Source organism: Haloferax larsenii, assembly GCF_024730625.1.
In the GTDB taxonomy this organism is placed as follows: Archaea; Halobacteriota; Halobacteria; order Halobacteriales; family Haloferacaceae; genus Haloferax; species Haloferax larsenii.
On sequence record NZ_CP078063.1, the window covers coordinates 1,055,193 to 1,076,689 of the forward strand.

General features: G+C 63.0%; 25 protein-coding genes and 1 CRISPR repeat array. Of the genes, 13 read left to right on the forward strand and 12 right to left on the reverse strand.

Features of this window, described 5'->3' with window-relative positions; translation table 11 throughout:
* Positions 1–77 precede the first annotated feature (77 nt).
* The gene (locus KU306_RS05425) at positions 78–506 is read left to right on the forward strand and encodes a hypothetical protein (RefSeq protein ID WP_258303112.1); all 429 of its coding nucleotides are present in this window, start codon (positions 78–80) and stop codon (positions 504–506) included.
* A gap of 215 nt (positions 507–721) precedes the next feature.
* A CRISPR array of direct repeats spans positions 722–1,209; the repeat unit is 30 nt; unit sequence GTTACAGACGAACCCTAGTTGGGTTGAAGC.
* A 59-nt stretch (positions 1,210–1,268) separates the two neighbouring features.
* On the opposite strand, the gene KU306_RS05430 is transcribed toward KU306_RS05425, so the two are convergent.
* Positions 1,269–2,231, reverse strand: coding sequence for a methyltransferase domain-containing protein (locus tag KU306_RS05430; RefSeq protein WP_425499540.1), 963 nt, complete (start codon positions 2,229–2,231; stop codon positions 1,269–1,271).
* A 154-nt stretch (positions 2,232–2,385) separates the two neighbouring features.
* Between KU306_RS05430 and KU306_RS05435 the strand changes: the two genes are divergently transcribed.
* From KU306_RS05435 to KU306_RS05450, 4 genes are all read left to right on the forward strand, one after another.
* Entirely contained in the window at positions 2,386–2,697 is a 312-nt protein-coding gene (locus KU306_RS05435) for a DUF5658 family protein (RefSeq protein WP_007544214.1), read from the forward strand.
* Between the two features lie 58 nt (positions 2,698–2,755).
* Positions 2,756–3,322 carry a TATA-box-binding protein gene (locus KU306_RS05440; RefSeq protein WP_007544216.1) on the forward strand — a complete coding sequence of 189 codons (567 nt, stop codon included), beginning with the start codon at positions 2,756–2,758 and terminating at the stop codon, positions 3,320–3,322.
* Between the two features lie 49 nt (positions 3,323–3,371).
* Positions 3,372–3,752 carry a DUF7473 family protein gene (locus KU306_RS05445; protein WP_258303113.1) on the forward strand — a complete coding sequence of 127 codons (381 nt, stop codon included), beginning with the start codon at positions 3,372–3,374 and terminating at the stop codon, positions 3,750–3,752.
* Between the two features lie 103 nt (positions 3,753–3,855).
* Complete coding sequence (locus KU306_RS05450; protein WP_258303114.1) at positions 3,856–4,803, forward strand: CPBP family intramembrane glutamic endopeptidase; 948 nt, start codon at positions 3,856–3,858, stop codon at positions 4,801–4,803.
* An 86-nt stretch (positions 4,804–4,889) separates the two neighbouring features.
* On the opposite strand, the gene KU306_RS05455 is transcribed toward KU306_RS05450, so the two are convergent.
* From KU306_RS05455 to KU306_RS05475, 5 genes are all read right to left on the reverse strand, one after another.
* Positions 4,890–5,774 (reverse strand): S8 family serine peptidase, encoded by an 885-nt coding sequence (locus KU306_RS05455; protein ID WP_007544221.1) that lies wholly within the window; start codon positions 5,772–5,774, stop codon positions 4,890–4,892.
* A gap of 130 nt (positions 5,775–5,904) precedes the next feature.
* Positions 5,905–6,168, reverse strand: a complete 264-nt coding sequence (locus KU306_RS05460; RefSeq protein ID WP_139198309.1) for a hypothetical protein — start codon at positions 6,166–6,168, stop codon at positions 5,905–5,907.
* A 97-nt stretch (positions 6,169–6,265) separates the two neighbouring features.
* Positions 6,266–7,111: an ATP phosphoribosyltransferase gene (gene hisG, locus KU306_RS05465; RefSeq protein WP_007544222.1), complete on the reverse strand. Its 846-nt coding sequence runs from the start codon at positions 7,109–7,111 to the stop codon at positions 6,266–6,268.
* 61 nt (positions 7,112–7,172) lie between these two features.
* A complete protein-coding gene (locus tag KU306_RS05470; RefSeq protein ID WP_007544223.1) occupies positions 7,173–7,685 on the reverse strand; it encodes a winged helix-turn-helix transcriptional regulator in 513 nt (170 codons plus the stop codon).
* On the reverse strand, positions 7,682–8,032 hold the full coding sequence (locus KU306_RS05475; RefSeq protein ID WP_258303115.1) for a DUF7471 family protein: 351 nt from the start codon (positions 8,030–8,032) through the stop codon (positions 7,682–7,684). The genes KU306_RS05470 and KU306_RS05475 overlap by 4 nt, the downstream gene beginning before the upstream one ends.
* A gap of 139 nt (positions 8,033–8,171) precedes the next feature.
* Here KU306_RS05475 and KU306_RS05480 point away from each other — a divergent pair, with 139 nt between their 5' ends.
* Complete coding sequence (locus KU306_RS05480) at positions 8,172–9,464, forward strand: amidohydrolase (RefSeq protein WP_258303116.1); 1,293 nt, start codon at positions 8,172–8,174, stop codon at positions 9,462–9,464.
* A 41-nt stretch (positions 9,465–9,505) separates the two neighbouring features.
* Here the strand turns inward: KU306_RS05480 and KU306_RS05485 are convergent, their stop codons facing one another.
* Positions 9,506–9,817 carry a helix-turn-helix domain-containing protein gene (locus KU306_RS05485; protein WP_007544232.1) on the reverse strand — a complete coding sequence of 104 codons (312 nt, stop codon included), beginning with the start codon at positions 9,815–9,817 and terminating at the stop codon, positions 9,506–9,508.
* A 100-nt stretch (positions 9,818–9,917) separates the two neighbouring features.
* On the opposite strand from KU306_RS05485, the gene KU306_RS05490 reads away from it, so the two are divergent.
* Complete coding sequence (locus tag KU306_RS05490) at positions 9,918–11,204, forward strand: adenosylhomocysteinase (protein ID WP_258303117.1); 1,287 nt, start codon at positions 9,918–9,920, stop codon at positions 11,202–11,204.
* Positions 11,205–11,238: 34 nt separating this feature from the next.
* Here KU306_RS05490 and KU306_RS05495 read toward each other — a convergent pair whose 3' ends face one another.
* Entirely contained in the window at positions 11,239–12,774 is a 1,536-nt protein-coding gene (locus KU306_RS05495; protein ID WP_258303118.1) for an ATP-binding protein, read from the reverse strand.
* A 195-nt stretch (positions 12,775–12,969) separates the two neighbouring features.
* On the reverse strand, positions 12,970–13,302 hold the full coding sequence (locus KU306_RS05500; protein WP_007544238.1) for a DMT family transporter: 333 nt from the start codon (positions 13,300–13,302) through the stop codon (positions 12,970–12,972).
* 111 nt (positions 13,303–13,413) lie between these two features.
* On the opposite strand from KU306_RS05500, the gene KU306_RS05505 reads away from it, so the two are divergent.
* Both KU306_RS05505 and hjc read left to right on the forward strand, forming a co-directional pair.
* Complete coding sequence (locus KU306_RS05505; protein WP_258303119.1) at positions 13,414–14,202, forward strand: TrmB family transcriptional regulator; 789 nt, start codon at positions 13,414–13,416, stop codon at positions 14,200–14,202.
* Between the two features lie 80 nt (positions 14,203–14,282).
* Complete coding sequence (gene hjc / locus KU306_RS05510) at positions 14,283–14,705, forward strand: Holliday junction resolvase Hjc (RefSeq protein ID WP_007544241.1); 423 nt, start codon at positions 14,283–14,285, stop codon at positions 14,703–14,705.
* Positions 14,706–14,740: 35 nt separating this feature from the next.
* Here hjc and KU306_RS05515 read toward each other — a convergent pair whose 3' ends face one another.
* Both KU306_RS05515 and KU306_RS05520 read right to left on the reverse strand, forming a co-directional pair.
* A complete protein-coding gene (locus KU306_RS05515) occupies positions 14,741–15,211 on the reverse strand; it encodes a hypothetical protein (protein ID WP_258303120.1) in 471 nt (156 codons plus the stop codon).
* Between the two features lie 94 nt (positions 15,212–15,305).
* A complete protein-coding gene (locus KU306_RS05520; RefSeq protein ID WP_082229650.1) occupies positions 15,306–15,953 on the reverse strand; it encodes an SWIM zinc finger family protein in 648 nt (215 codons plus the stop codon).
* Positions 15,954–16,164: 211 nt separating this feature from the next.
* Between KU306_RS05520 and KU306_RS05525 the strand changes: the two genes are divergently transcribed.
* Positions 16,165–16,368: a DUF7472 family protein gene (locus KU306_RS05525; protein WP_007544245.1), complete on the forward strand. Its 204-nt coding sequence runs from the start codon at positions 16,165–16,167 to the stop codon at positions 16,366–16,368.
* A 92-nt stretch (positions 16,369–16,460) separates the two neighbouring features.
* On the opposite strand, the gene KU306_RS05530 is transcribed toward KU306_RS05525, so the two are convergent.
* Entirely contained in the window at positions 16,461–17,522 is a 1,062-nt protein-coding gene (locus KU306_RS05530; RefSeq protein WP_007544247.1) for a DNA primase large subunit PriL, read from the reverse strand.
* A 120-nt stretch (positions 17,523–17,642) separates the two neighbouring features.
* On the opposite strand from KU306_RS05530, the gene KU306_RS05535 reads away from it, so the two are divergent.
* The 3 genes from KU306_RS05535 (at position 17,643) to KU306_RS05545 (ending at position 21,444) form a co-directional block, all read left to right on the forward strand.
* Positions 17,643–18,236, forward strand: coding sequence for a DUF7474 family protein (locus tag KU306_RS05535; protein ID WP_007544249.1), 594 nt, complete (start codon positions 17,643–17,645; stop codon positions 18,234–18,236).
* 71 nt (positions 18,237–18,307) lie between these two features.
* The gene (locus KU306_RS05540; RefSeq protein ID WP_258303121.1) at positions 18,308–19,672 is read left to right on the forward strand and encodes an MFS transporter; all 1,365 of its coding nucleotides are present in this window, start codon (positions 18,308–18,310) and stop codon (positions 19,670–19,672) included.
* 89 nt (positions 19,673–19,761) lie between these two features.
* Positions 19,762–21,444 carry a sensor histidine kinase gene (locus KU306_RS05545; protein ID WP_258303122.1) on the forward strand — a complete coding sequence of 561 codons (1,683 nt, stop codon included), beginning with the start codon at positions 19,762–19,764 and terminating at the stop codon, positions 21,442–21,444.
* Positions 21,445–21,497 lie beyond the last annotated feature (53 nt).

The window sequence follows — 21,497 nt, forward strand, 5'->3', positions numbered from 1 at the left end:
ATCCCGAGTCGCAACACACCGACTCTCGGGACAGCATTTTGATAACTGTCTTCTTCCTCGGCACTGTCGGTCGTCGTATGTCCTCCACAGCCTCCTCACCTTCCTCTTCCACTCCTGTTTCCTCCTCGCCGTCGGACTGGTGGTACGGGGTCGCCATGTTCCCACTCACGCTCATCACCAGCCTGCTTCCAGTAGTCGGTTTTATCGGCGTCCACCGTCTCGTCAGCCCCGAGAATCCGAGCGTCTACATGCTTTTGCTCGGGGTGTTCCTTTTCGCGCAGGGGGCCAGTATGCTCCTCGGCGTCATCGTGGCCGGAGCGCTCGTCTTGGACATTCACGAATTGCAGAAGACCGGCGATTCGTGGCACCCCCACTGGGCGTGGGTCGCCCCCGGGGTCGTCAATATCGCAGGGCCGCTTTTCAGTCCGGCCTTCGTCGTGTCCGTGCCGCTGTTGTCGTACTATCTCTACCGGCGCGGGAAGCGAGTCGGTGCGCCGAGTTTCTGACTGGGACTCTGCGACCGATGGCACCCTGACAAACTGGCACTCGGTGAGACGACACCGATTCGGTCGTGTGGACGTTTGTGGACTTATGTTGGGCCTGTTCGGGTACGCTCCAAAGCTCAGTCGACCCCCCGGGGGCTGAGGGGGTATCGAGGGTCGACGGAAACTGGTGAGTGAGAGCGGTGGATATAGGACTCTACGCCTACGAATTGGGTATGGTTACAGACGAACCCTAGTTGGGTTGAAGCGCGTCCGGGAGACCGACGAGTCCGTCGGGCGCGGCGTTACAGACGAACCCTAGTTGGGTTGAAGCACGGCGAACGTGACGACGCCAACCGAAACCACGGGTTACAGACGAACCCTAGTTGGGTTGAAGCTCGATTGGGGACTTGTCCGGGCCGTACGCGTTCGGGTTACAGACGAACCCTAGTTGGGTTGAAGCAGGCAGGCGCGTGCGGAGGGTGAGGACCGACTCGTGTTACAGACGAACCCTAGTTGGGTTGAAGCCTACAATATCACCGAGGGGACGCTGGATGTCGTGGTGTTACAGACGAACCCTAGTTGGGTTGAAGCCTGCGACAGGACCTCACCGACGGCGAGGCCGACGCAGTTACAGACGAACCCTAGTTGGGTTGAAGCAAGAAACCGATACGTTCTGAGTGGGGCAGAGAATGTAGTTACAGACGAACCCTAGTTGGGTTGAAGCGACAACGGCTCTCACGCAGTCGTTGACGTGTCGTCGTGACAGACGACTTCCCTTGAAAACTAGTCTCCTCGATACAACAGATGCACGTACCGAACTAGCGACCGGTGGACCCGCCGCTCGAACACCTGTTCGACCTCCCAGCCAGCAGCCTCGGCTTCGTCGACCCACGACCTATCGGCGACCATCACGCACTGCGGCGCGACCCGGTGAACTTCCGCGAGTGCTCCACCGACCAAATCCGCGAGCGAGTGCTGGGCAATCTTCGACTGCCGACCATACGGGGCGTCGAAGACGACGCCGTCCATCGAATCGTCGCAAAGCGGGAGTGCCGTCGCATCGCCGCGCACGACCTCCCCGGAGCCGACGTAGTGGTCCACGTTCACCTGCGCACCGCGGGCCATCTTCTCCTGTGCGTCGACGCCGACCACGTCGGCACCGACTAACCCGGCTTCGAGGAGCACGCCGCCGGTGCCGCACATCGGGTCCAAAATCCGGGCACCGGGTTCCGCGCCGGCCATGTTGACGAAGGCTCGGGCGTCCATGGGTGCCATGCTCCCCGGTTGGAAGAACGGGCGGTCGGTGGGTTTTCGGTCGCCGAAGCCGCGGACGCCCTCGACGACGGTCCAGCCGACGAGACAGGCGTCTTCGGAGAAGTAGACGCGGAGTTCGTGGTCCGGGTCGTCGAGGTCGACGCCGAAGCCACGCTCGACGAGCGCCGAGCCGATTCGACGCTCCGCGTCGGTTGTGCTGATGCCGGTCAGGGCGCGAACGTCGCGGGCGCGGACGGCCACGGTTCCCTCGCGGTCGATGGCGGCCCCCTCGACGATAGCGCGGGCGGCCTCGATATCCGGGTCGCAGTGGCCGACGAGTTCGACGACGCGGCGGGTGTATGCGAGATGCGCCGCTCGGTCGGCGTTGACGCCGCGGGCGGTGGCGAGGCCGGGCGCGACGACTTCGACGCCTGTCGCCGCCGACTCGGCCTCGCGGGCGGCGAAGTCGTCTTCTTCGCCGGCGAGTTCCAATCCGTACACGCTCGGAACTGACGGCCCGCGAAAATGAGGATATCGGTCGCCGGTGGGTCCGTCCCGGAGTCGGGTGGAAACAGTACCAGTAGTCGTCCGAACGTGATAGTTCGGCGACGACGAAATTTATTATCGCTGGATAGAATCCACTCGCATGGCTTCTCTCGACGCCATTCTCTGGGGCGCGGCGGCGCTCGCCTACGGTCTCGGAGACTACGTCACGACCATCCTCGGCGTCAGACTCGCGGGCATTCAGGAAGGCAACCCAATCGTTCGACTACTCTCTGGCGGCGACCCCGGACCGGGGTCGTTCGCCGTCTTGAAGATAGTCTCTGTGGCGCTGTTCTTCGCAACCTACTGGGTGCTCAGACCTGCCTCCGCTCGACTCGCAATACCCGGCGCACTGACATTTCTGGGCGTGGTGGTCACTGCCCGGAACGTCCAAATCATTCGGCGACGGGTGTAAGTTGTCAGTCTCCTGCACCAATCTTTTTAAAGGTTAAATACGTGACTTAAACCGTTACATGACCGACCCCAAGGACACAATTAACATCGAGAACGTCGTCGCCTCCACGGGAATCGGCCAGGAGTTGGACCTCCAGAGCGTGGCGATGGACCTCGAAGGCGCAGACTACGACCCCGAGCAGTTCCCTGGGCTCGTCTACCGCACCCAGAACCCCAAGTCTGCGGCGCTCATCTTCCGCTCCGGCAAAATCGTCTGCACCGGCGCGAAGTCTACTGACGACGTTCACGAGAGTCTCGGTATCGTCTTCGACAAGCTTCGAGAGCTTCAGATTCCAGTCGACGACGACCCCGAAATCACCGTCCAGAACATCGTCACGAGTGCGGACCTCGGTGAGAATCTGAACCTCAACGCCATCGCCATCGGGCTCGGCCTGGAAAACATCGAGTACGAACCGGAGCAGTTCCCCGGTCTCGTCTACCGCCTCGACGAACCAAGCGTGGTCGCGCTCCTCTTTGGGTCGGGCAAACTCGTCATCACGGGTGGCAAGAAGCCGGAAGACGCCGCAGCGGCGGTCGATGTCATCATCTCGCGTCTCTCGGACCTCGGTCTCCTCGGCTCGTTCTGACCGGGCACGAATCGACCGAACCTAAGTTCGTCGCGTCCATTCGGCCGATATGGACGTGCTCTCCCTGCAGACGGCGGCCGACGGCGCGCCGATAACCGCCGTCGCCGGAACCTTCGCGCTGTTCGCGCTGTTTCTCTCTACCACTGCACACATCGCTGCACGGAACGTCCTCGGCGACGTCGAAGTCAAGAAGGCGTTCGCCGTGGGTCCCGTTCCGGCAGCCATCGCCGTCGTCTTCACGGCGTTCCAGTTGAACTCGTTTCTCGCACTCGCCCTCGCTATCGCGTCTGACTTCGGACTCGTCAGGTTCCTCTACGGCCAGTCGAACCGCCTGTCGGCGTACGTGGTCTTCATCCACTTCGTCGTCTCGGTCATCCTCGGCGTCATCCTGTTCGGACTCGCCGTCATCCTGTCGTCTGCACCGGTCTGAGCCGCCACTTCGTGACGGAGTCGAGTCACTGGCAGCCGGCCCCGTGTAGCTATCGGCGGCCGACCTGTGTAGCTTCATTAGTTTGGACTGACAACCGCGTCGTGTGTCCCCTCGAACACTCCTCTGGAACAGTACCGAGCGCCGCCCTCGTGCGCCGCTTCGACTCCTCGCCACTCCACTCGTCGTCGTTCTCGTCGCGGTTATCGTCGGTATCGGTATCGGAAGCACCGTCTCTGACCTCCTCGGAACGAGCAGGTTCGGACAGCTCGTACTCTCGCTCGTCTCGGTCAGTACGACCGGACTGGCTGGCTTCCTCGTCGCCCGCTACATCGACCGGCGGACCGTCTCGGACCTCGGATTTGGAATCGACCGCGACTGGCTCCTCGACCTCGGGTTCGGTCTCGTCCTCGGCGGGGTGTTGATGACGCTCATCTTCCTCGTCGGACTGGCGACCGACTGGATTGCGGTCACTCCGGTTCGACTCGGTGTCGACCGCGTGCTCGGCGTGGTCGCGCTCTTCGTGTTCTTCATCGCCGTCGGCATCTCCGAGGAACTCCTCTTGCGCGGCGTCGTCCTCACGAACGTCGCAGAAGGGCTTCGCTGGCGGTTCGACGTGCCGACGGCGCTCACGGTCGCGCTCGTCGTCTCCTCGGCCATCTTTGGCATCGCGCATCTCCAGAACCCGAATTCGAGTCTCGCAAGCACGCTCAGTATCACGCTCGCTGGCGTCATGCTCGGTCTCGGCTACGTCCTCACCGGCGACCTCGCTATCCCCACGGGCATCCACATCTCGTGGAACTTCGTGCAGGGCGGCGTCTACGGCTTCGCGGTGAGCGGCCTCGACTTCGGTACGTCACTCGTCGAGACGACAGAGAACGGCCCGGACGTGGTCACTGGCGGGCCGTTCGGTCCCGAGGCTGGCTTGCTCGGTATCGGCGCGATGGTCGTCGGCGCGCTCTGTATCGCGTGGTACGTCCAGTTCAGGTACGGCACGCTCGGTCTGGACCCGTCGGTGTCGGTGCCGGAACTACGGTGGAGAAGGAACAGATAGCTAGGGTTTTCAATCAATTAACCCTTTAGGGACTGGAAACTCGAAGATATAGTATGTCGTCGAAGTAATCTTTTCTCTACTATTTGCTACTCAGCGTTGATCTCGGAGAGTAAGCGCTGCTTCGCAGCAAATGAGTTAATTGCAGGAATATCTGTCCCCGATACTGCTTGCCCACCCGACTTAATTATGAAATGAATGTCATCGGCTACTTCGTCTGGAGAAATATCTGATTCACTCAAAATCCCAGACATTACACCTGCCACGACTGGTGCAGCATAACTCGTTCCTTCTAGAATATTCACATCCGAAATCGAATCAGAGTCAGGTAGATCGGGCATGTGTGCTGGACCTAATATGTCCGGCTTTCCATCCAGTGGCTCAGTGTTGTTTGGCCACTCACGAAGTGTTTTACTTCTCACACATGCAGGTGAATCATCACAACCTTGGTGACTGCAAAAGACTCGGTTCTGATTATCGCTTTCAAATCGGTATGGTCCTTTCTCGGTACCATTGTCTACACTTTTCATCGTCATCGGGCATAGGGCCTCAAATCCAGATACTGCAACTGTTTCTTCAGCAAGTGCTGGACTGAATACATACTCTGTCCTGCCCTGTTTGGACTTTTGATTTCCAGCAGCAGCGACTACGATGACCTGGTTATCTACTGCATGTTTGACTGGTGGATATTGGGGAGTGCACTCTGGAGGCATTCCATTTGGGGACCCCCAAGATAGATTTAGAATATCCACTCCATCGTCCACAGCCTGATGTATTGCACGTGTAAATGCGGCTGTTGGCAGTCGCCTTTCGGCATCCATTGCTTGATAAAAGCTGAAGGTGGCTTCTGGTGCGATTTTTGATAATAGTTCGAAGATCGCTACTCCGTGAATGTCTGTGAAATCATCGTTGCACCCTAGAAAATCTCTCTGGTATTTGATGTTGGAATTATGTAGGGGTTCTGGAGGATTCACACACGAATCTACAATTCCTATATGTATACCTTCACCATCATTTACAATTGGACTATGATTAACACTCTCTGCAATCGAATGGAAAATACGCTCTCTAAACTCAAAAACTTCTCTGCGTCCCGTCACAGTGTTAAGCGAGTGCTCTAGCTTCCCTATCCGGGGAAACAGATTTCACATGGGATATGGATGTTGCTTTCGGGATATCTGAAACAGTAACCTCTGCGACGAGAACGTCACTGGGGAGCACTGATTTCACCTCTCCACCAAATTGAGCGATTGAGTCAGCTACGTCTTTTCCCCAACCATTGTCACAGACAAACACCAGATCCACAACCTCGTCACTGTTGAGGTTGCTAACCATCGCCTCAACTTCTGGGTGGACCTGTCTAGCCATGCTTGAACGACTAGTCATTCGATTAACCAACATATGAATCCATCGCACGATTATGGGATGGTGTCTGTCGGCGTTGGATTCCTCCTGTAGCAGATAGCTACTCGACGAGACGCTCGATTTCGGTGACGAGAATCCCGCTCGCACCGACGTTCTTCAGGTCGCTCACGACCTCGAACACGTCGCGTTCGTCGACGACGGCGTGAACGGCGACCGTCTCGTCGCCCGCGACGTCCATCACGGTCGGACCGCCCAGTCCGGGAATGACGTCTTTGACCGTGTCGAGTTTGTCGCGCGGGGCGTTCATCATCAGGTAGCGCTTGCCTTCGGCCGAGCGGACGGATTCGAGGGCCATCACGAGTTGTGCGACCTTCGGTTCGTCCACCACTTCCGGGCGGGCGAACAGCCGCACCGACGAGGAGAGCACTTCGTCCACGATTGCGAGGCGGTTGACGCGGAGCGTCGTCCCCGTCGAGGTGATGTCGATGATGGCGTCGGCCATCTCGACGTGCGGGGTGAGTTCGGTCGCGCCGGTCACTTCGACCACGTCGGTGTCGATTTCCTTTCGGTCGAAGTAGGTGCGGGCGATGTTCGGGAACTCGGTGGCGACGGTCTTTCCGGCCACGTCTTCGACCGACTCGATGTCGCCGTCTTCGGGTGCGGCGAGGACGAGTCGGCACTTGCCGTACTCTAAATCGAGGAGTTCGGCGAGACGGTGGCCGGATTCGCGGACCTGGTCGAGGCCCGTGATACCGACTTCGGCCGCGCCGTCGCGGACGTATTCGGGGATGTCGGCGGCGCGGGCGAAGAGAACGGTCACGTCGGGGTCGACCGTATCGGCGTAGAGCTTCCGGTCGGCGCCGTTGTCGAGATGGAGGCCGGCACGTTCCAGAAGGTCGATAGTCGGTTCGTGCAAGCGGCCTTTGTTGGGAACGGCGATTCTCATACAGTCACCTCACGCTGGGGGGCTAACTGGCTTTCGCCCGCCGCAAACGCATCGGGGTCTCTCACCCTTCGACGAGCGTGTCGAGCAGGCGGTCGAATCTATCGACGAATCGCGCGGGCAGCGAGGGCGACACGTCGTCGAGGAGTTCAGTCGTCCGGTTCGGGTGGGTGAGAACGAGCGTCACGCGATTGTGGAGGTCGCGTTCCTTTCGGACGAGGTCGCGCTCGACGAGGTGGTCGAGATGCCACTCCAGGGTGCTGCGGGCGACGCCGATGTCCTGTGCCACGTCGTCGGGGCGGGCGTCGCCGTGTTCGAGCAGATGGCCGAGGATGTCGCGGGCGGTCTCACGACGGACGAGCGCCAGCGCACCGCGCTCCCACGCGTCGAAGTCCGGCGGGTAGTAGTGTGTCCGGCCGTAGAACTCGCTCCGTCGGACCGATTTCTCGGAGAGGAGTCGGCGGATGTGGTGTTGTACTTGACCGGGTGCGAGGTCGAGCGTGCGCACGAGCTCGTTGAAGTGGATACCCGGGTTGTGCTTGATGTGGTCGGCGACGCGGATTCGTGTCTCGCTCATGGTTCGTGTGCCCCCGTCTCGCGCTCGATAGAGCGGGCGTAGTAGATGGCCGCGAGGACGAGTCCGGCCATCACGAGGTCCAAGACGTGTTCGGCGACGTGGTGGTCGACGTCCGAGATGACGCCGGCGAACGTGAGCGCCACGACCCCCGCACGCGACGCGAAGGCGAGAAGCGCCAACGCGATGAGCAGGTGCGACCGCGTTCGTCGGCGGGAGAACACCGCGACCCCGAGCACCGCCAGCGTGACCGATGCAACCCCCGAAAGGGTGACGATGGCGGTGACGAGCGGGTCGGCGGCCGTCTGGACGTGCCCCGGAGCGAGCGCGAACTCCAACGGGGGTTCCATACCCCTCGATAGTAAGGGGGTGTACGTAAGCCCGGCAGCCGATTCTCGTATTTCGGGAAAGTATCTCATTCCAGAGAGGTCTACGGAACCCGCGACGCTGAGACGGAGGATTCACGGCACCCCGAGCAAAACGCCCGGCATGGATACGCTTCGAATCGAGGGTGGACAAGTACTCCGCCCCGACATGACGGTCGAGCGCGCGGACGTCCTCGTCGACCGCGACGACGGTACGATTCTCGACATCGGCACGGACCTCGACGCCGACGCGTCGGAGACGCTCGACGCCGACGGCTGTCTGGTGATGCCCGGCTTGGTCAACGCCCACTGTCACGTCTCGATGACCCTCCTCCGCGGCTACGCCGACGACAAGGAACTCGACGCGTGGCTCCGCGAGGACATCTGGCCGGCGGAAGCGGCGCTCACGGCCGACGACATCCGCGTCGGTGCCGAACTCGGTCTCGTCGAGATGATTCGCTCGGGGACGACGACCTTCGCGGACATGTACTTCGACGTGCCCGAAATCGTCGATGCCGTCGAGAACGCGGGGCTTCGCGCCCGACTCGGCCACGGGTCTGTCACCATCGGCAAGGACAACGACGACGCGTGGGACGACATCGAAGAGAGCATCGAAATCGCCCGCGAGTTCGACGGCGCTGCCGACGGTCGCATCCGGACGGCCGTCATGCCGCACTCGCTGACGACAGTCGGTGAGGAATATCTCCGCGAGGCCGCCGCCGAAGCGCACGAAGACGACATCCCAGTCCACTACCACGCCAACGAGACGACCGACGAGGTCGACCCAATCGTCGAGGAACGCGACGAGCGACCCCTCTCGTACGCCAAGGACCTCGGCATGCTGACCGAGCGCGACTTCATCGCCCACGGCGTCCACGTCGACGACGAGGAAATCGCCCTGCTCGCCGAGACTGGAACCGGCGTCGTCCACTGCCCGGCGTCGAACATGAAACTCGCCTCGGGCATGGCACCCGTACAGGACATGCTCGACGCGGGCGTCACGGTCGGTATCGGAACCGACGGGGCCGCCTCGAACAACGACCTCGACATGTTCGACGAGATGCGCGACGCCGCGATGATTGGCAAACTCGCCGCAGACGACGCCAGCGCCGTGGCCGCGGAAGACGTGGTTCGTATGGGAACTGCTGGCTCCGCCGAGGCAATCGGGCTTCCGGGTGGCGCACTCGAAGTCGGCGGCGTCGCCGACATCGCCGTCGTCGACCTCGACGCGCCGCACCTCACCCCTGCCAACGACCTCGTGAGTCACCTCGCGTACGCCGCCCGCGGTTCCGACGTTCGACACACCGTCTGCGATGGACAGGTGTTGATGCGGGACCGCGAAGTCCTGACGCTCGACCAAGCGGCTGTGATGCAGCGCGCTCGCGACGCAGTCGCAGCGCTTCGTGACCGTATCTAGAGGCCCACACCGAAGAACTCCTTATCACACCGAAGAACCCATCACTCGTCCAACTCGACGCGCAACCCGTCGTCGGTGACCGTCACTTCCATCGATTCGAACGTCCGGCAGTACTGCGAGACGTGGCGGCCGTCGGTGTGGTTGACGACGATTGACTTTTCGAGAAGTGAGACCTCGTGAAGCCTGTTTACCTCCCGGTACGCCGTCGAGAGCGGAACGTCAGCCCGGTTACTCAGCTCTTTGACCGTCAGCGGTTCGTCGGCGACACGCAACAGGTCCGGGACCGCAGGGGCGCTCATCAAGGCGAACAACTCCTGTTCTGCGACCGTGGTCCCGTTGTCTACGACGAGCATCTGGCATCACTGTGCTAATCTTTCTATTGACACTTGTAGGTTCGGGCGGGGACCCGACTGCCTTCGGTAAGGTTTTCGGACGCCTCGCCGAAGACCCGATATGAGCGAACACTACGCTCCCGTCTCCGAGCACCTCGACGACGTCGAGGCCGCCCGGAACGAGGGACGACGCAAGATGGATTGGGCGCTCCAGCACATGCCTATCCTGCAGGAACTCCGCGACCAGTTCGAAGCCGACCAGCCGTTCGCTGGCGAGGTCGTCGGCATGGCCATGCACGTCGAAGCGAAGACGGCGAACCTCGTGGAACTGCTGGCGCTCGGTGGCGCGGAAGTCGCCATCACCGGCTGCAACCCGCTTTCGACCCACGACGACGTCTCCGCCGCGCTCGACGCCCACGACGACATCACCTCCTACGCCGTCCGCGGCGTCGACGAAGAGGGCTACTACGCGGCCATCGACGCCGTCGTCTCTCACGAGCCGACCATCACCGTCGACGACGGGATGGACATGGTCTACACCATCCACGAGGAGTACCCCGAACTCATCGAGACCATCGTCGGCGGCGCCGAGGAGACGACCACGGGCGTCCACCGCCTGCGCGCCATGGACGAAGACGGCGAACTGAAGTACCCCGTCTTCGCCGTCAACGACACGCCGATGAAGCGCCTCTTCGACAACGTCCACGGCACGGGCGAATCGTCGCTGGCGACTATCGCCATGACGACGAACCTCTCGTACGCCGGCAAGAACGTCGTCGTCGGCGGGTACGGCCACTGTGGGAAGGGCGTCGCCAAGAAGGCCGCCGGCCAGAACGCGAACGTCATCGTCACCGAGGTCGACCCCCGTCGCGCACTCGAAGCCCACATGGAGGGCTACGAGGTCATGCCGATGGAAGAGGCCGCGAAGGTCGGCGACGTGTTCATCACGACCACCGGCAACCGCGACGTCATCACCCGCGAGGACTTCGAGCAGATGAAAGACGGCGTGCTTCTCGCCAACGCCGGTCACTTCGACATCGAAATCGACCTCGACGCGCTCTCCGACCTCGCAGTCGACGAGTACGAAGCCCGCGACGGCGTCGACGCCTACGAGATGGAAGACGGTCGCCGCCTCAACGTCCTCGCCGAAGGCCGCCTCGTCAACCTCGCGTCGCCCATCGCGCTCGGCCACCCGGTCGAGGTCATGGACCAGTCGTTCGGCGTGCAGGCGGTCGTCGTGCGCGAACTCGTCGAGAACGGCGACGACTACGACGCCGGCGTCCACGAAGTCCCCGACGAACTGGACCGCGAAGTCGCCGAAATCAAGCTCGAAGCCGAGGGTATCGAGTTCGACTCGATGACCGACGAGCAGCGCGAATACATGGGTAGCTGGGCCCACGGGACGTAGACAACTCCGACTCTCCCTTTCTTTTCCGGCCTGTCTATCGACGCCGGTTCACCCCAAGCCCGAAGAGGCTCCCGAAGACGGCTCCCCACACAGCGTGCGCGACGAGACTGGGTATTTCGAGCGTCGGCACGGTCGCGTCGATACCGACCAACTGGAGCCAAAGCGGCATGACGATTCCCGCGGCGAAGAACCACAGAAACAGGCCGTACGCCACACCCAGACCGGTCATCACCGCAGGACTACGGGTTGCACCCCACGGGTCGCTGTTGCAGACGGCCGCCGCGAAGAGGAGTCCGAAGACGACGCTGTGAAAGAGATGCGTCACCCACCCGACGCCGACGTTCATCACGCCGTAGAGTGCGCCGATGATGGCGAACGAATCGGTGAGTAACTCCGAGACGGTACCCATCGCGACCCCTGAGACGAGTGCCGCGGCGGCGGTGATGACGAGAACCCACGGCGGAATGCCGTACCCAGACGAGTCGTCGACCACGTTGTCTGTGGAGTGCGCAAGCGAGACGGTCACGACAGACCCGTCTTCGGAGGTCTCCACGTCGACGCTGCCACCGTATTTGTCCACCACGAGCAGTCGCACGAGGGTGAGTCCGAAGCCCGTGGTCGGGTCGTCGTACTCGGGGAGGTCGCGCTCTTCGACGACTGCAGCGACGTTCTCTGGGATGCCCGGCCCCTCGTCGGTGATGTCGACGGTGACGTGGCTGTCGTGTGACGACACCCGAACCGAGACGTTCGGGTCGTCGATGCCGGCGTGGACGACCGCGTTTTCGAGGAGGTGTCGAAACGCGGTATCGAGGTGTGCGTCGGCCACGACGCGCGTCTCGGCCGGTGCGCCGGCGTCGAGCGAGATGCTCGCGTTCGGGTACGACGTTCGGACCTCGTCGATTGCCGACCGGAGTCTCGGGTACACTCGTGTCGAGACCGGCCCCTCACTCGCCGGGCCGACGATGGCTCGGAGTTCGGAGATGGACGTGTCGATGCGGTCGGCGTTTCGCTGAATGACCTGTAAATTCGACGAGCCGGTCGTCTGTTCGGCCACGTCGAGGTCTGCGTAGCCGCGGATGACGTTTACCTTGTTCAGCACTTCGTGGCGGAGAATCCGGTTGAGAACGGTCAGTCGGTCTGCCTGTTTCGACAACTCGCGGCGGTGGCGTTTGTTCATCGCCGCGCGAATGCCGGTGAGGACGCCGCCGACGGACCCGCCGATGAGGACGTTCGCGACGAGCGCCGACCGGGTGAACTCGGTCAGTTGGGCGGCGTCTTCGGTTCCGGTGAGCGTCAATACGAGGACGATGACCATCGAAAGCGTGCCGAGGACGCTCCACGCGGCGACGGTGTTCACGAACGTCTCGTCGTACGAACTCACTGCAAGCCCGATACCGAAGACGGTCAATCCCAGACCGAGGACGAGAAACGCTGCCTGTCCGACGAGGAACTCGGTGAGGGTCGAACTGGCGTCTATCGACTCTAACACTGTGTATCGGGTCCCCAGAAAGCCAATGGCAGCGACTACGAACCCTCCGTATTTCACGTCGCTTTCGTGGAGACCAACCATGTAGTGTGTATACTTCACACGACACGAGACTTATCCTTTTGGTGACTGTTACCATGGTCAGTATGTGGTCTGTAGTGACTCGTTTACAGAGGCGCAGAAGGCCGTGTGGGGGAGGGCCGAAGCGAGAGAAACAGACAGGGCGGTGGGTGGTCGATGCGTGGTCGGTGCGTACTCTCCGTCAGCGGTGGGGAGTCGCTAGTGAGCGCTCATTTCCGAGAGGACGTTGACGCAGTAGATGCCAGCGAGGATGAGAACCATGCCGACGATGCCGGTCATGTCGATTGGCTCGTCGAACATGACGATGCCGATAGCTGCCACGCCAACGATACCGAGTGCGGCCCACGTCCCGTACACGACGCCGATTGGGAGTTCTTCCAGCGTCAACGAGACCAAGTAGAACGCGACTCCGTAGCCGACGACGACGCCGATGCTCGGAACTGGCTTCGAAAACCCCGCCGAGAGTTTGAGAGCGGTCGTTCCGACGAGTTCTGAGACGATTGCGGCAGCGAGCAACACGTACGGATTCATGTCAGTCGGTCGTCTCACTCGACGTATGATGATTCTGAAATATCTCGCCACTTGTGGTTCGTTGTTCCAGAATTACCAAGCACCTCCCCACGAATCGTCCATCACGCGATAATGACCGAACTCGGCGAACTCGGCCTGTCGAGCTACGAAGAGAAGGTCTATCGGACGCTCCTCGTGACGGGCGCGGCGACCGCAACGGCGCTCTCGGATGCGAGCGAGGTCCCCAAAGGCCGGATTTACGACGTTCTCAACGGTCTCGAAGCCAGACGGCTCGTTCGGACGCACTCGACACAGCCGACGCGATACGCCCCCGTGGACCCGCCGACTGCGGTCGAGCGACTGCTCGCAGAGCGCGCCGCAGAACTGTCCGAAGAGTGGTCGCGCTATCTCGACGTCGCCGACACAGTTCGCTCGAATCTCCTGCCGACGCCCCCCGCGGACGGCAACCTCTGGCTCGGGTCGCTCGGCAGCGACGAGATGCAGACGGCGATGCAGCAACACGTTCGGACGGCGACCACGACGCTTCACGCCGCCGTCGGACCGCCCTACGAGCAGGCTTCGTGGGAGACGCTCCGGACCGAGTTCGACGCGTTCTTCGACGGCGCGCACTCCGACCTCGACGTCTCGCTGCTCCTCAGCGACCGCGTTCTCGACGTGCTTCCCGAGGAGTTCCCGAATCTGATTGGGGCGCAGTCGCCGACAGTCAAACTCAGAGCTCACCCGGAGATTCCGGTCTCGTTCGACGTCGTCGACCGGTCGGTCGCGTCGGTCGATATCCCCCACCCACAGTCGGCCGCCGACCGCTTCGGTATCGTCGCGGTGCAAGAACAGGCCATCGTCGACGAGTTCGAACGGCAGTTTCAGCAGTTGTGGACGGCGGCGACGCCGCTCACCGAATAGCGAGATACGCCCAAACGACGAGAGGGTCGCCGAGACGTCGCTTCGTCTCTTTTATCACGACCACTCCCCGACTCACGACTATGTCTTCGAACAGAAAGGGTGACCGGCGCGAGCGCGAACTCGTCAACAGACTCGACGAGGCCGGGTTCGCAGTCATGCGCGCCCCCGCGTCCGGGAGCGCGACGACCCGGGAACTCCCCGACGTGCTCGCGGGCAACGGCGACGTGTTCTACGCCATCGAGGCGAAGGCGTCCAGCGGCCGCCCCATCTATCTCGACGGCGAAGAGGTCGAAGCCCTCATCTACTTCTCGCAGAACTTCGGGGCGAAAGCCCGCATCGCCGTGCGCTTCGACCGTGAAGATTGGTACTTCTTCCACCCGGGCGACCTCTATGTGACCGACGGCGGCAACTACCGCGTCAAAAAGGAGACCGCGCTCGCGGAGGGCGAAGACTTCGACTCCTTCGTCGGCGGGCCGACGCAGACGCGTCTGGGCGACTCGTAGCTGTCTCTCACGTTCGTCGGGAGCGATTTACCTATTCACGCCTCCGGGAGCGTGGTCGTGTCTTTTGGAGCGTCTGTCCAACAGCTGTTCCGGCGGTTCTTTGCGGAGACGAACGGGAGGTCAGAACAGAGCGGTTTGCAGATGATTCGATAGACGAACGCTCCGTGGCTCACGTAGTAGCCGGACGGAAACGACGCCCCGGTCTCGATCCGGTCGTAGTATGGAAGCTGTTCGAGTGTCTCGGCAGTCGTCTCGTACTCGTCACTGTTGAGTCGGAAATCAACCGTTTCGTGCGGGTCTCGTTGGACGACGTGGTCGAGCGCCCGCTGTATCAGACTCGCATCGCTGAGCCGTTCGTCTGTCGCAGAGACGACAGTCGCATCCGGCGGGGACGTGAGAGGCATCACCGTGAGGACGCCGCCGTCGAGTCCTTCGAGCCGGAGGCAGCCACTTAACGCCGCTACTCCACCGACCCCGAGTTGTGCGAGAAACGTCCGTCGGTTCACGTGATTAATGTCTGATTGTCAGCAGTTCACCGTATCGGTTTCAAAATCAGAACTGGACCGTAGAGGTGTGCAGTCTCGGTCGGCACCACTACGTTCACACCCGCGCAAATCGCTCGCCGAGCGACTGCGCCCCGACGAACCCCTGTTCGACTGGACGGAGACGAGAGGCTGGGAAGCGGTACGCCCGCAACTCCCCGAGGTCGGCGAGTCCGGCGTCCGCCGGGAGCGACCCGAGGTAGACGGCCTCGAAGACCGGTTCGTGGTCGCCGTAGTCGGCGTTGGTCTCGTAGTCGGAGACGAGGTCTCCGGTTTCGGTTCGGGTCTCGTCGGCGCGGGTTCCGAGGTCGCGGGTGACGACCAGCAGACTTCCAGTCTCGCGGTCGTGGACGAGGTCACCGGGGTGGTGTTCGTGGTCGGGACAGAGTTGTGGGCCGGTCGCCTCCATCGGGACGAACGTCTCGTCACCGCAGACGGCGCAGGTGGCGCTGCGGCGACCCGGCGGAGGGACTTCACCGCGCGTAATTTCGATAGCGACGCGGCGCAGGTGCTTACAGCGAGCGTGTCGGATGGCGTTGTCGGGGCAGGTACAGGTGCGGGCGTCCACGTCGACGACGTAGGTTCCGCCGTCGGTTTCGACGACGTAGCGGCCGTCGCGAAGCGGCCGAACGGCCATCGGTTCGACGCGTGCGCGTCGTGACCGGCCGGACAGTCCATCGGGCGGAAGCGTCGTCTTTCGGCGCACCGGGCGGCGAGTCGACGCGGGTGTGTGTGCGGTGTGCGTCATGGTGGTGCCGGGGAGTCTCCAGTGGTTGTCTTCCGGTGGCTCCCAGTACGTAGATATACGGCCCCGAGCGACCTAAACCCTCGTTTCGGGTGGAATTCACCTGCCAGAGCGGCCGTCTCCGGAGCGCTCCATCGAAGCCCTTTTAGAATGGCCACGGATACGTCGTCGCATGGCTATCGAAGCGGAGATGCGTCGGAAGATTGCCGTCTCCATCGTCGCGGTCGGGGTATTTATCACCCTCATCGTCGGCATCGGCGCGACCTACAATCAGACTGGACTGGTCGCCACGGGCGGTCTCGCTCTCGTGGGAGCTATCGCGGCGTTCGTGCTCGTGATGGCTGGTATCGGCATCTGGTTGTCTCGGTCGTCCTAAGTCGGCAGAAGAACGCAGGCGGTTTCTCTCTCTCCTCTCGTCCGGTTCCCGTGTGAGTGGCGACGGTGCTGTGGTGTCGTGTCGTGACGGCGTCACTCTGCGTCGTCTATCGCCGTCTCGTAGTACGCCATCGGGTGGGCGATAGTGTCACAGCGGTCGTCGCGATTCACACAGAGGTCGTACGCCTGCATCGTCTCGCACGAAGGCGGTGCGAACTGCGACCCGCTGGAGTCCGCGAGTACCGTCGCTCGCTTCTCCAGTGCTTCCGCGCTCGCATCGCCGACGACGCTGCCGACTTCTTCGGGGTCGAGGCCGACGCCGACGAGGAACGCCGCAAGGGAGAACGCCGCCTCGTTGGGCAGCGACTCCCCGTCTTGGGTCCGTTCGAGAAGTGCCGAGATACACGGCGGAAACAGGTCCGGTTCGACCGAGTCGGCGTAGACGGCGTTGATAGCGCCGCGGTCAGATAGCAGATTCCGAATCCGCTGGACGTGGGAGTCGAGCGCCGCCGCGAGTTGGTCGCCCGCGTCGCTGCCGCGGACGGCGAAGGGAAGTCCTTCGGAGACCCGGCGACGCGTCGCCTCGCGGAGGATACTGTACAGTTCCTCCCGAGCGACGCGAACTGCGCCGTCGGCGAGCGCCCGGTTGACCAGTCGCCATTCGTCGCCCCAGTCGGGGTCAGAGTACGTGAGATACGGGCCGACGTCGACCCAGTAGTGGTCCGGGGCGCGGTGGCGACTCGCCTGTCGTTCGGCCCGAACCGACCCGTCGAGGTCGAACTCCCGAAGCACCTCGTCGAACGAAGCGCGGGCCTCGCCTTCGACGCCGTCACCGTTTGCGCCGAAATCGTCCACCATGCGCTCGTAGGCGGTGTCGGCCTCGGCACGAGCGTATTTATCCACCGCCGCGGGCGTCTCGATGAGCGAGACGAGGATGCGGGCGATTGGGTACGAAAGCAGTTCCTCCTGTGTGTCCCACGCGTAGGGGTCGTCGGGTTCGACGGTTCCCTCCATGAGGGCGCGTTCGACGCGCTCGACGCCACGCTCGACGGCCGGGGCGTCTTCGGCGATGAGCGCCGCGATAGCGACATCTGCCGATTCGACCGCCTCTCTGGCCGCGGCGAAGAACGGGTAGCGAGCGTGGAGCGGGCGCATCCGCATACCGCCTCCTTCCGGGTGCCCACCGATAAACGCGACGAATCTCCCGGTCGGGTGGCCACCCGCGTCGCCGACGCATCACACGACCTATTACGGACCACACCTTCAGTCACTTTCGTGCCGCACTTCGACTACCCGTGTCCGGACTGTCGTGCCACGACGAGTCTCCACGACGCCGACTGCCGGTTCGAGGGGACGCCGTGGGTCGAGGTCGAACGCGCATACGTCGATATCGTCTCGGTCCTCACCGGCGGCCCGTGCGACGAAGAGACGCTTCGCCGGGAAGTTCCGGGTGAGTGGGGGCCGCTCCAGCAGGCCGCCCTCGACCGTCTCACACGCGACGAACGGGTGTCGGAAGCGAACTCCGGCGTCTTGCGACTGCTCACCGCCGAGGAGTTCAGAGAGGAAGTCTCGGAGCCGACCCGCGAACCGATGCGGACGCTCTACCTGAAAGGGAGCGTCCCTGGCTGTCACGACAACGCCGTCTTCGCCATGATTGCGTGGTACGAGATGGTCGGTCTCTCGTGGCCCGAGACGCGTGAGAACGTCGTCAACTGGCTCCGCGAGACGGGTGCGTGGGACCGCGGCGGCTTCGAGGAGGCGACGCCGCAGGAACTCGTCGAGAAGAAGCGCCACGTGTACGAGGCGGGCTACGGGTGGAAAGAGAAGGCGACGGCGGCGAAACGCGTCATCGACCGTTACCACGCCTGAACCGGCCTCTCGAATGCTCTCTCCGGCGAGTGGCCGCAATGGTTAGGAACGTCTCGCTCCATTGATGAGTCGTGAGTGTTCCGGAATCGGCAGTCGCGACTGAAGCGCCCCCACCGGCGGACGAGGGGGCCAAGGGGTCGAGGCGCGCCCTTGCGGTCATCATCGCAATCGTGTTTATCGACCTCCTCGGTTTCGGGGTGGTTATTCCGATTCTCCCGTTTTACGTGCGAAGCTTCGCCGTCAGCGACGTGTTCATCGGGTTGCTCGCGGCGTCGTACTCCATCATGCAATTTCTCGCCGCACCGATTCTCGGTCGTATCTCCGACCAGCGCGGGCGGCGACCGGTCATCATGCTGTCGCTCGTCGGGAGCGTCCTCGCGTGGACTGTCTTCGGCCTCGCCGGACAGGTCGAACTCGCACTCGGAACGACTGCCGCGGTGGCGACGCTGTTCGCCTCACGGATGCTCGCGGGGGCCATGGGGGGGAACATCGCCACGGCGCAGGCGTACATCGCGGACATCACGCCCGCCGAACGCCGTGCTGGCGCGCTGGGACTCATCGGTGCCTCATTCAGCCTCGGGTTCATCTTCGGTCCGGCTATCGGCGGTCTGATGGCTTCTGACCCAGTAGTCTCCGGAGCGCGCGACGTTCTCCCGGCAATCGTGCCAGCGACGCGCTTCTCGCTGCCGAGTTTCACCGCCGCCGCGTTGAGCCTCGTCAGTCTCGGCTTCGCGTTCGTCTTCCTCCGCGAACCGGACAGAAAGCGGAGTGCCGCCGCATCGTCGACGACGACGCTGGTCTCGCAGTTCCGGGGCGCGCTCGCCGACGACGCACTCCGCGGTCTGGTCGTGTCGTTCTTCGTCGTCTCGGTCGCCTTCTCGGGGATTCAGGTCATGTTCATCCCCTTCGCCGCAGACATCTACGGCTACGGCGAGACGGAGACAGCGCTGTTCCTGACGTACATCGGTATCCTCGGCACGCTGAATCAGGGCGTCGTCGTCGGGCAACTCGCTCGCCGGTACTCCGAGGCGGTGTTGGCCGTCGTCGGTGCGACGGGACTCATGCTTGCGCTTGCCCTCCTTCCCTTCTCGCCGACGCTCGGGGGATTCCTTCCTGCCCTCGCTGGACCGGCGTGGCTCACGCGCGAACTCGTCGCGCTCCTCCTCGTCGGCGCGCTTCTCTCGTTCGGCAACGGGATGTTGAACGTCTCGCTGTCGACGCTCGTCTCGACCTCGGCCTCGGACGACCAGCAGGGGAACGCCTTCGGCGTCACGCAGGGTGCAGGAAGTCTCGGGCGTACTGTTGGTCCGCCGGCGATGGCCGCGCTCTACGTCCTCGCGTACTGGTCGCCGTTCGTCGCTGGGGCCGTCTTGGTCGTCCCCGTAATCTACATCCTCGCCGCGGTCGCTCGTCGCCCGCGTCGGGTGATGTCGTGACCCCGACCGACGCGACGTATCGCAGGTGGCCGTGGACCCACAAGTGTTAGGCCCGCGGACTTGGATTGCTACTCGTGGTCTCGGTCAGCGTGATTTCGCCCCTCGTAGTTCTGTGTGCGCTTGCAGCCGCAGTCTCGGGAACCATCGCGGTGATTGCGTGGCGCGAAGGGACCGAACCGGGCTCGAAGTCGCTTTCTGTCCTCCTGTTCGCCGCGACTCTCTGGGCGGCGTCGTACGCGGTCGCACTCACGACGTTCGACCTCGGCACTCGCGCGTGGTTCGAAGTCCCAATCGAAATCGCACAGGCAATCATCGCCCCGGCGTGGTTCGCCTTCTCGCTCGCGTACACCGGCCGCGGCGACCTGCTCACGAAGCGAACCGTCGGCGTGTTACTCGTCTTTCCGGCCTTCGTCGTCGCCAGTATGCTGGCCGACCCGGCCAGTAACCTCCTCTGGACGAACTACCGACTCGCTCCGACGCTCGGTGCAGCGACGGTCCGGTTCGACCCGACGTTCTGGTACATCCTCCACGCCGTCTACGGGTACGTCATCATCGGCACCGGGTTGGTGCTCGTGGTGGAGATGCTGGTCGAACGAATCTCTCACTACCGCGAACAGGCTGTCGCACTCGCTATCGGCTCCACCGCGCCAACCGTCGCACACGTCGCCCACACGTTCCAACTCGGCCCGCTGACGATGATTAACTTCACACCCATCGCGCTCTCCGTGACGGGCGCGACGTTCGGCTACGCCCTCTATCGGTTCCAGCTATTCGGTCTCTCGCCCGCGACGGGTCGGTTGGGCCGCCGCTCCGCTATCGACGACGTTGCGGTCGGCATTCTCGTCCTCGACCGCGAGAACCGCGTCGTCGACGCGAACGCCGCCGCGACGTCACTCCTCGATATCGACGGTTCGTCGGCGGCGCTCGAACCGCTCTCGGCAGTCCTCCCCGGCGTCGACCTCGACTCGGACCGCCAACTCGTCGACGTGACCGTCGACCGCCGTCGCCGAACCTACGAGGTGACTGTCTCGCCAGTGACCAACCAGTACGGCCAGACGCTCGGCCGAACGGTCACCATCTCGGACGCGACGACCCGCGTTCGACGCCGCCAGCGCCTCGAAGTGTTGAACCGCGTCCTCCGGCACAACCTCCGCAACGATATGACGGTCGTCATCGGGTACGCCGACATGGTCGAAGACCGCCTCCCGGACGACGAACGACACGCGGCGGAAACGATTCGCTCCCGGTCGAACGCCCTGCTTTCGCTCGGCGAGAAGGCGCGTTCCGTCGAGCAGGTCATGGCGAACATCGACGCCGAAAGCGACTTCGACGCGGTACAGACGGTCGAAGACGTCGTCAGCGATGTACAGTCGTCCTACGACATCGGGTCGGTGACTATCGACGCGCCACCGACGCTCCGAGTCGCTGGGAGCGACCGGGCGACGAAACTCGTCGTTCGCGAACTCGTCGAGAACGCGTTCGACCACGGTGGCGACGACCCGAACGTTCGCGTCGGGGTTCGCCAAGACCAGTCGGACCTCGTCGTGACGGTCACAGACGACGGCCCCGGTATCCCGGAGTACGAACGCAGCGTCGTCGAGACGGGTGCTGAGTCCGCACTGGAACACGGAAGCGGTATCGGACTGTGGGCGGCCCACTGGACGGTCGACGCGCTCGGCGGTCGGCTCTCGTTCGATGTCGAAGACGGGACGGCCGCGACGGTTCGACTCCCGCGGTGGTGCGGGAGAGCCGTCGACTCGCCTGACGAGTAACCTACCCACCTCGAAACCTGGCCGTCCACAACCGAGAGTCTAACCACTCACAA

Coding starts and splice junctions, on each gene's coding strand:
- KU306_RS05440 (WP_007544216.1), top strand. CDS start 2,756: ATGACCGACCCCAAGGACACAATTAACATCGAGAACGTCGTCGCCTCC.
- hjc (WP_007544241.1), top strand. CDS start 14,283: ATGTCTTCGAACAGAAAGGGTGACCGGCGCGAGCGCGAACTCGTCAAC.
- hisG (WP_007544222.1), bottom strand. CDS start 7,111: ATGAGAATCGCCGTTCCCAACAAAGGCCGCTTGCACGAACCGACTATC.
- KU306_RS05505 (WP_258303119.1), top strand. CDS start 13,414: ATGACCGAACTCGGCGAACTCGGCCTGTCGAGCTACGAAGAGAAGGTC.
- KU306_RS05460 (WP_139198309.1), bottom strand. CDS start 6,168: ATGGCTAGACAGGTCCACCCAGAAGTTGAGGCGATGGTTAGCAACCTC.
- KU306_RS05485 (WP_007544232.1), bottom strand. CDS start 9,817: ATGCTCGTCGTAGACAACGGGACCACGGTCGCAGAACAGGAGTTGTTC.
- KU306_RS05495 (WP_258303118.1), bottom strand. CDS start 12,774: ATGGTTGGTCTCCACGAAAGCGACGTGAAATACGGAGGGTTCGTAGTC.
- KU306_RS05470 (WP_007544223.1), bottom strand. CDS start 7,685: ATGAGCGAGACACGAATCCGCGTCGCCGACCACATCAAGCACAACCCG.
- KU306_RS05445 (WP_258303113.1), top strand. CDS start 3,372: ATGGACGTGCTCTCCCTGCAGACGGCGGCCGACGGCGCGCCGATAACC.
- KU306_RS05475 (WP_258303115.1), bottom strand. CDS start 8,032: ATGGAACCCCCGTTGGAGTTCGCGCTCGCTCCGGGGCACGTCCAGACG.
- KU306_RS05500 (WP_007544238.1), bottom strand. CDS start 13,302: ATGAATCCGTACGTGTTGCTCGCTGCCGCAATCGTCTCAGAACTCGTC.
- KU306_RS05425 (WP_258303112.1), top strand. CDS start 78: ATGTCCTCCACAGCCTCCTCACCTTCCTCTTCCACTCCTGTTTCCTCC.
- KU306_RS05480 (WP_258303116.1), top strand. CDS start 8,172: ATGGATACGCTTCGAATCGAGGGTGGACAAGTACTCCGCCCCGACATG.
- KU306_RS05530 (WP_007544247.1), bottom strand. CDS start 17,522: ATGCGCCCGCTCCACGCTCGCTACCCGTTCTTCGCCGCGGCCAGAGAG.
- KU306_RS05525 (WP_007544245.1), top strand. CDS start 16,165: ATGGCTATCGAAGCGGAGATGCGTCGGAAGATTGCCGTCTCCATCGTC.
- KU306_RS05435 (WP_007544214.1), top strand. CDS start 2,386: ATGGCTTCTCTCGACGCCATTCTCTGGGGCGCGGCGGCGCTCGCCTAC.
- KU306_RS05490 (WP_258303117.1), top strand. CDS start 9,918: ATGAGCGAACACTACGCTCCCGTCTCCGAGCACCTCGACGACGTCGAG.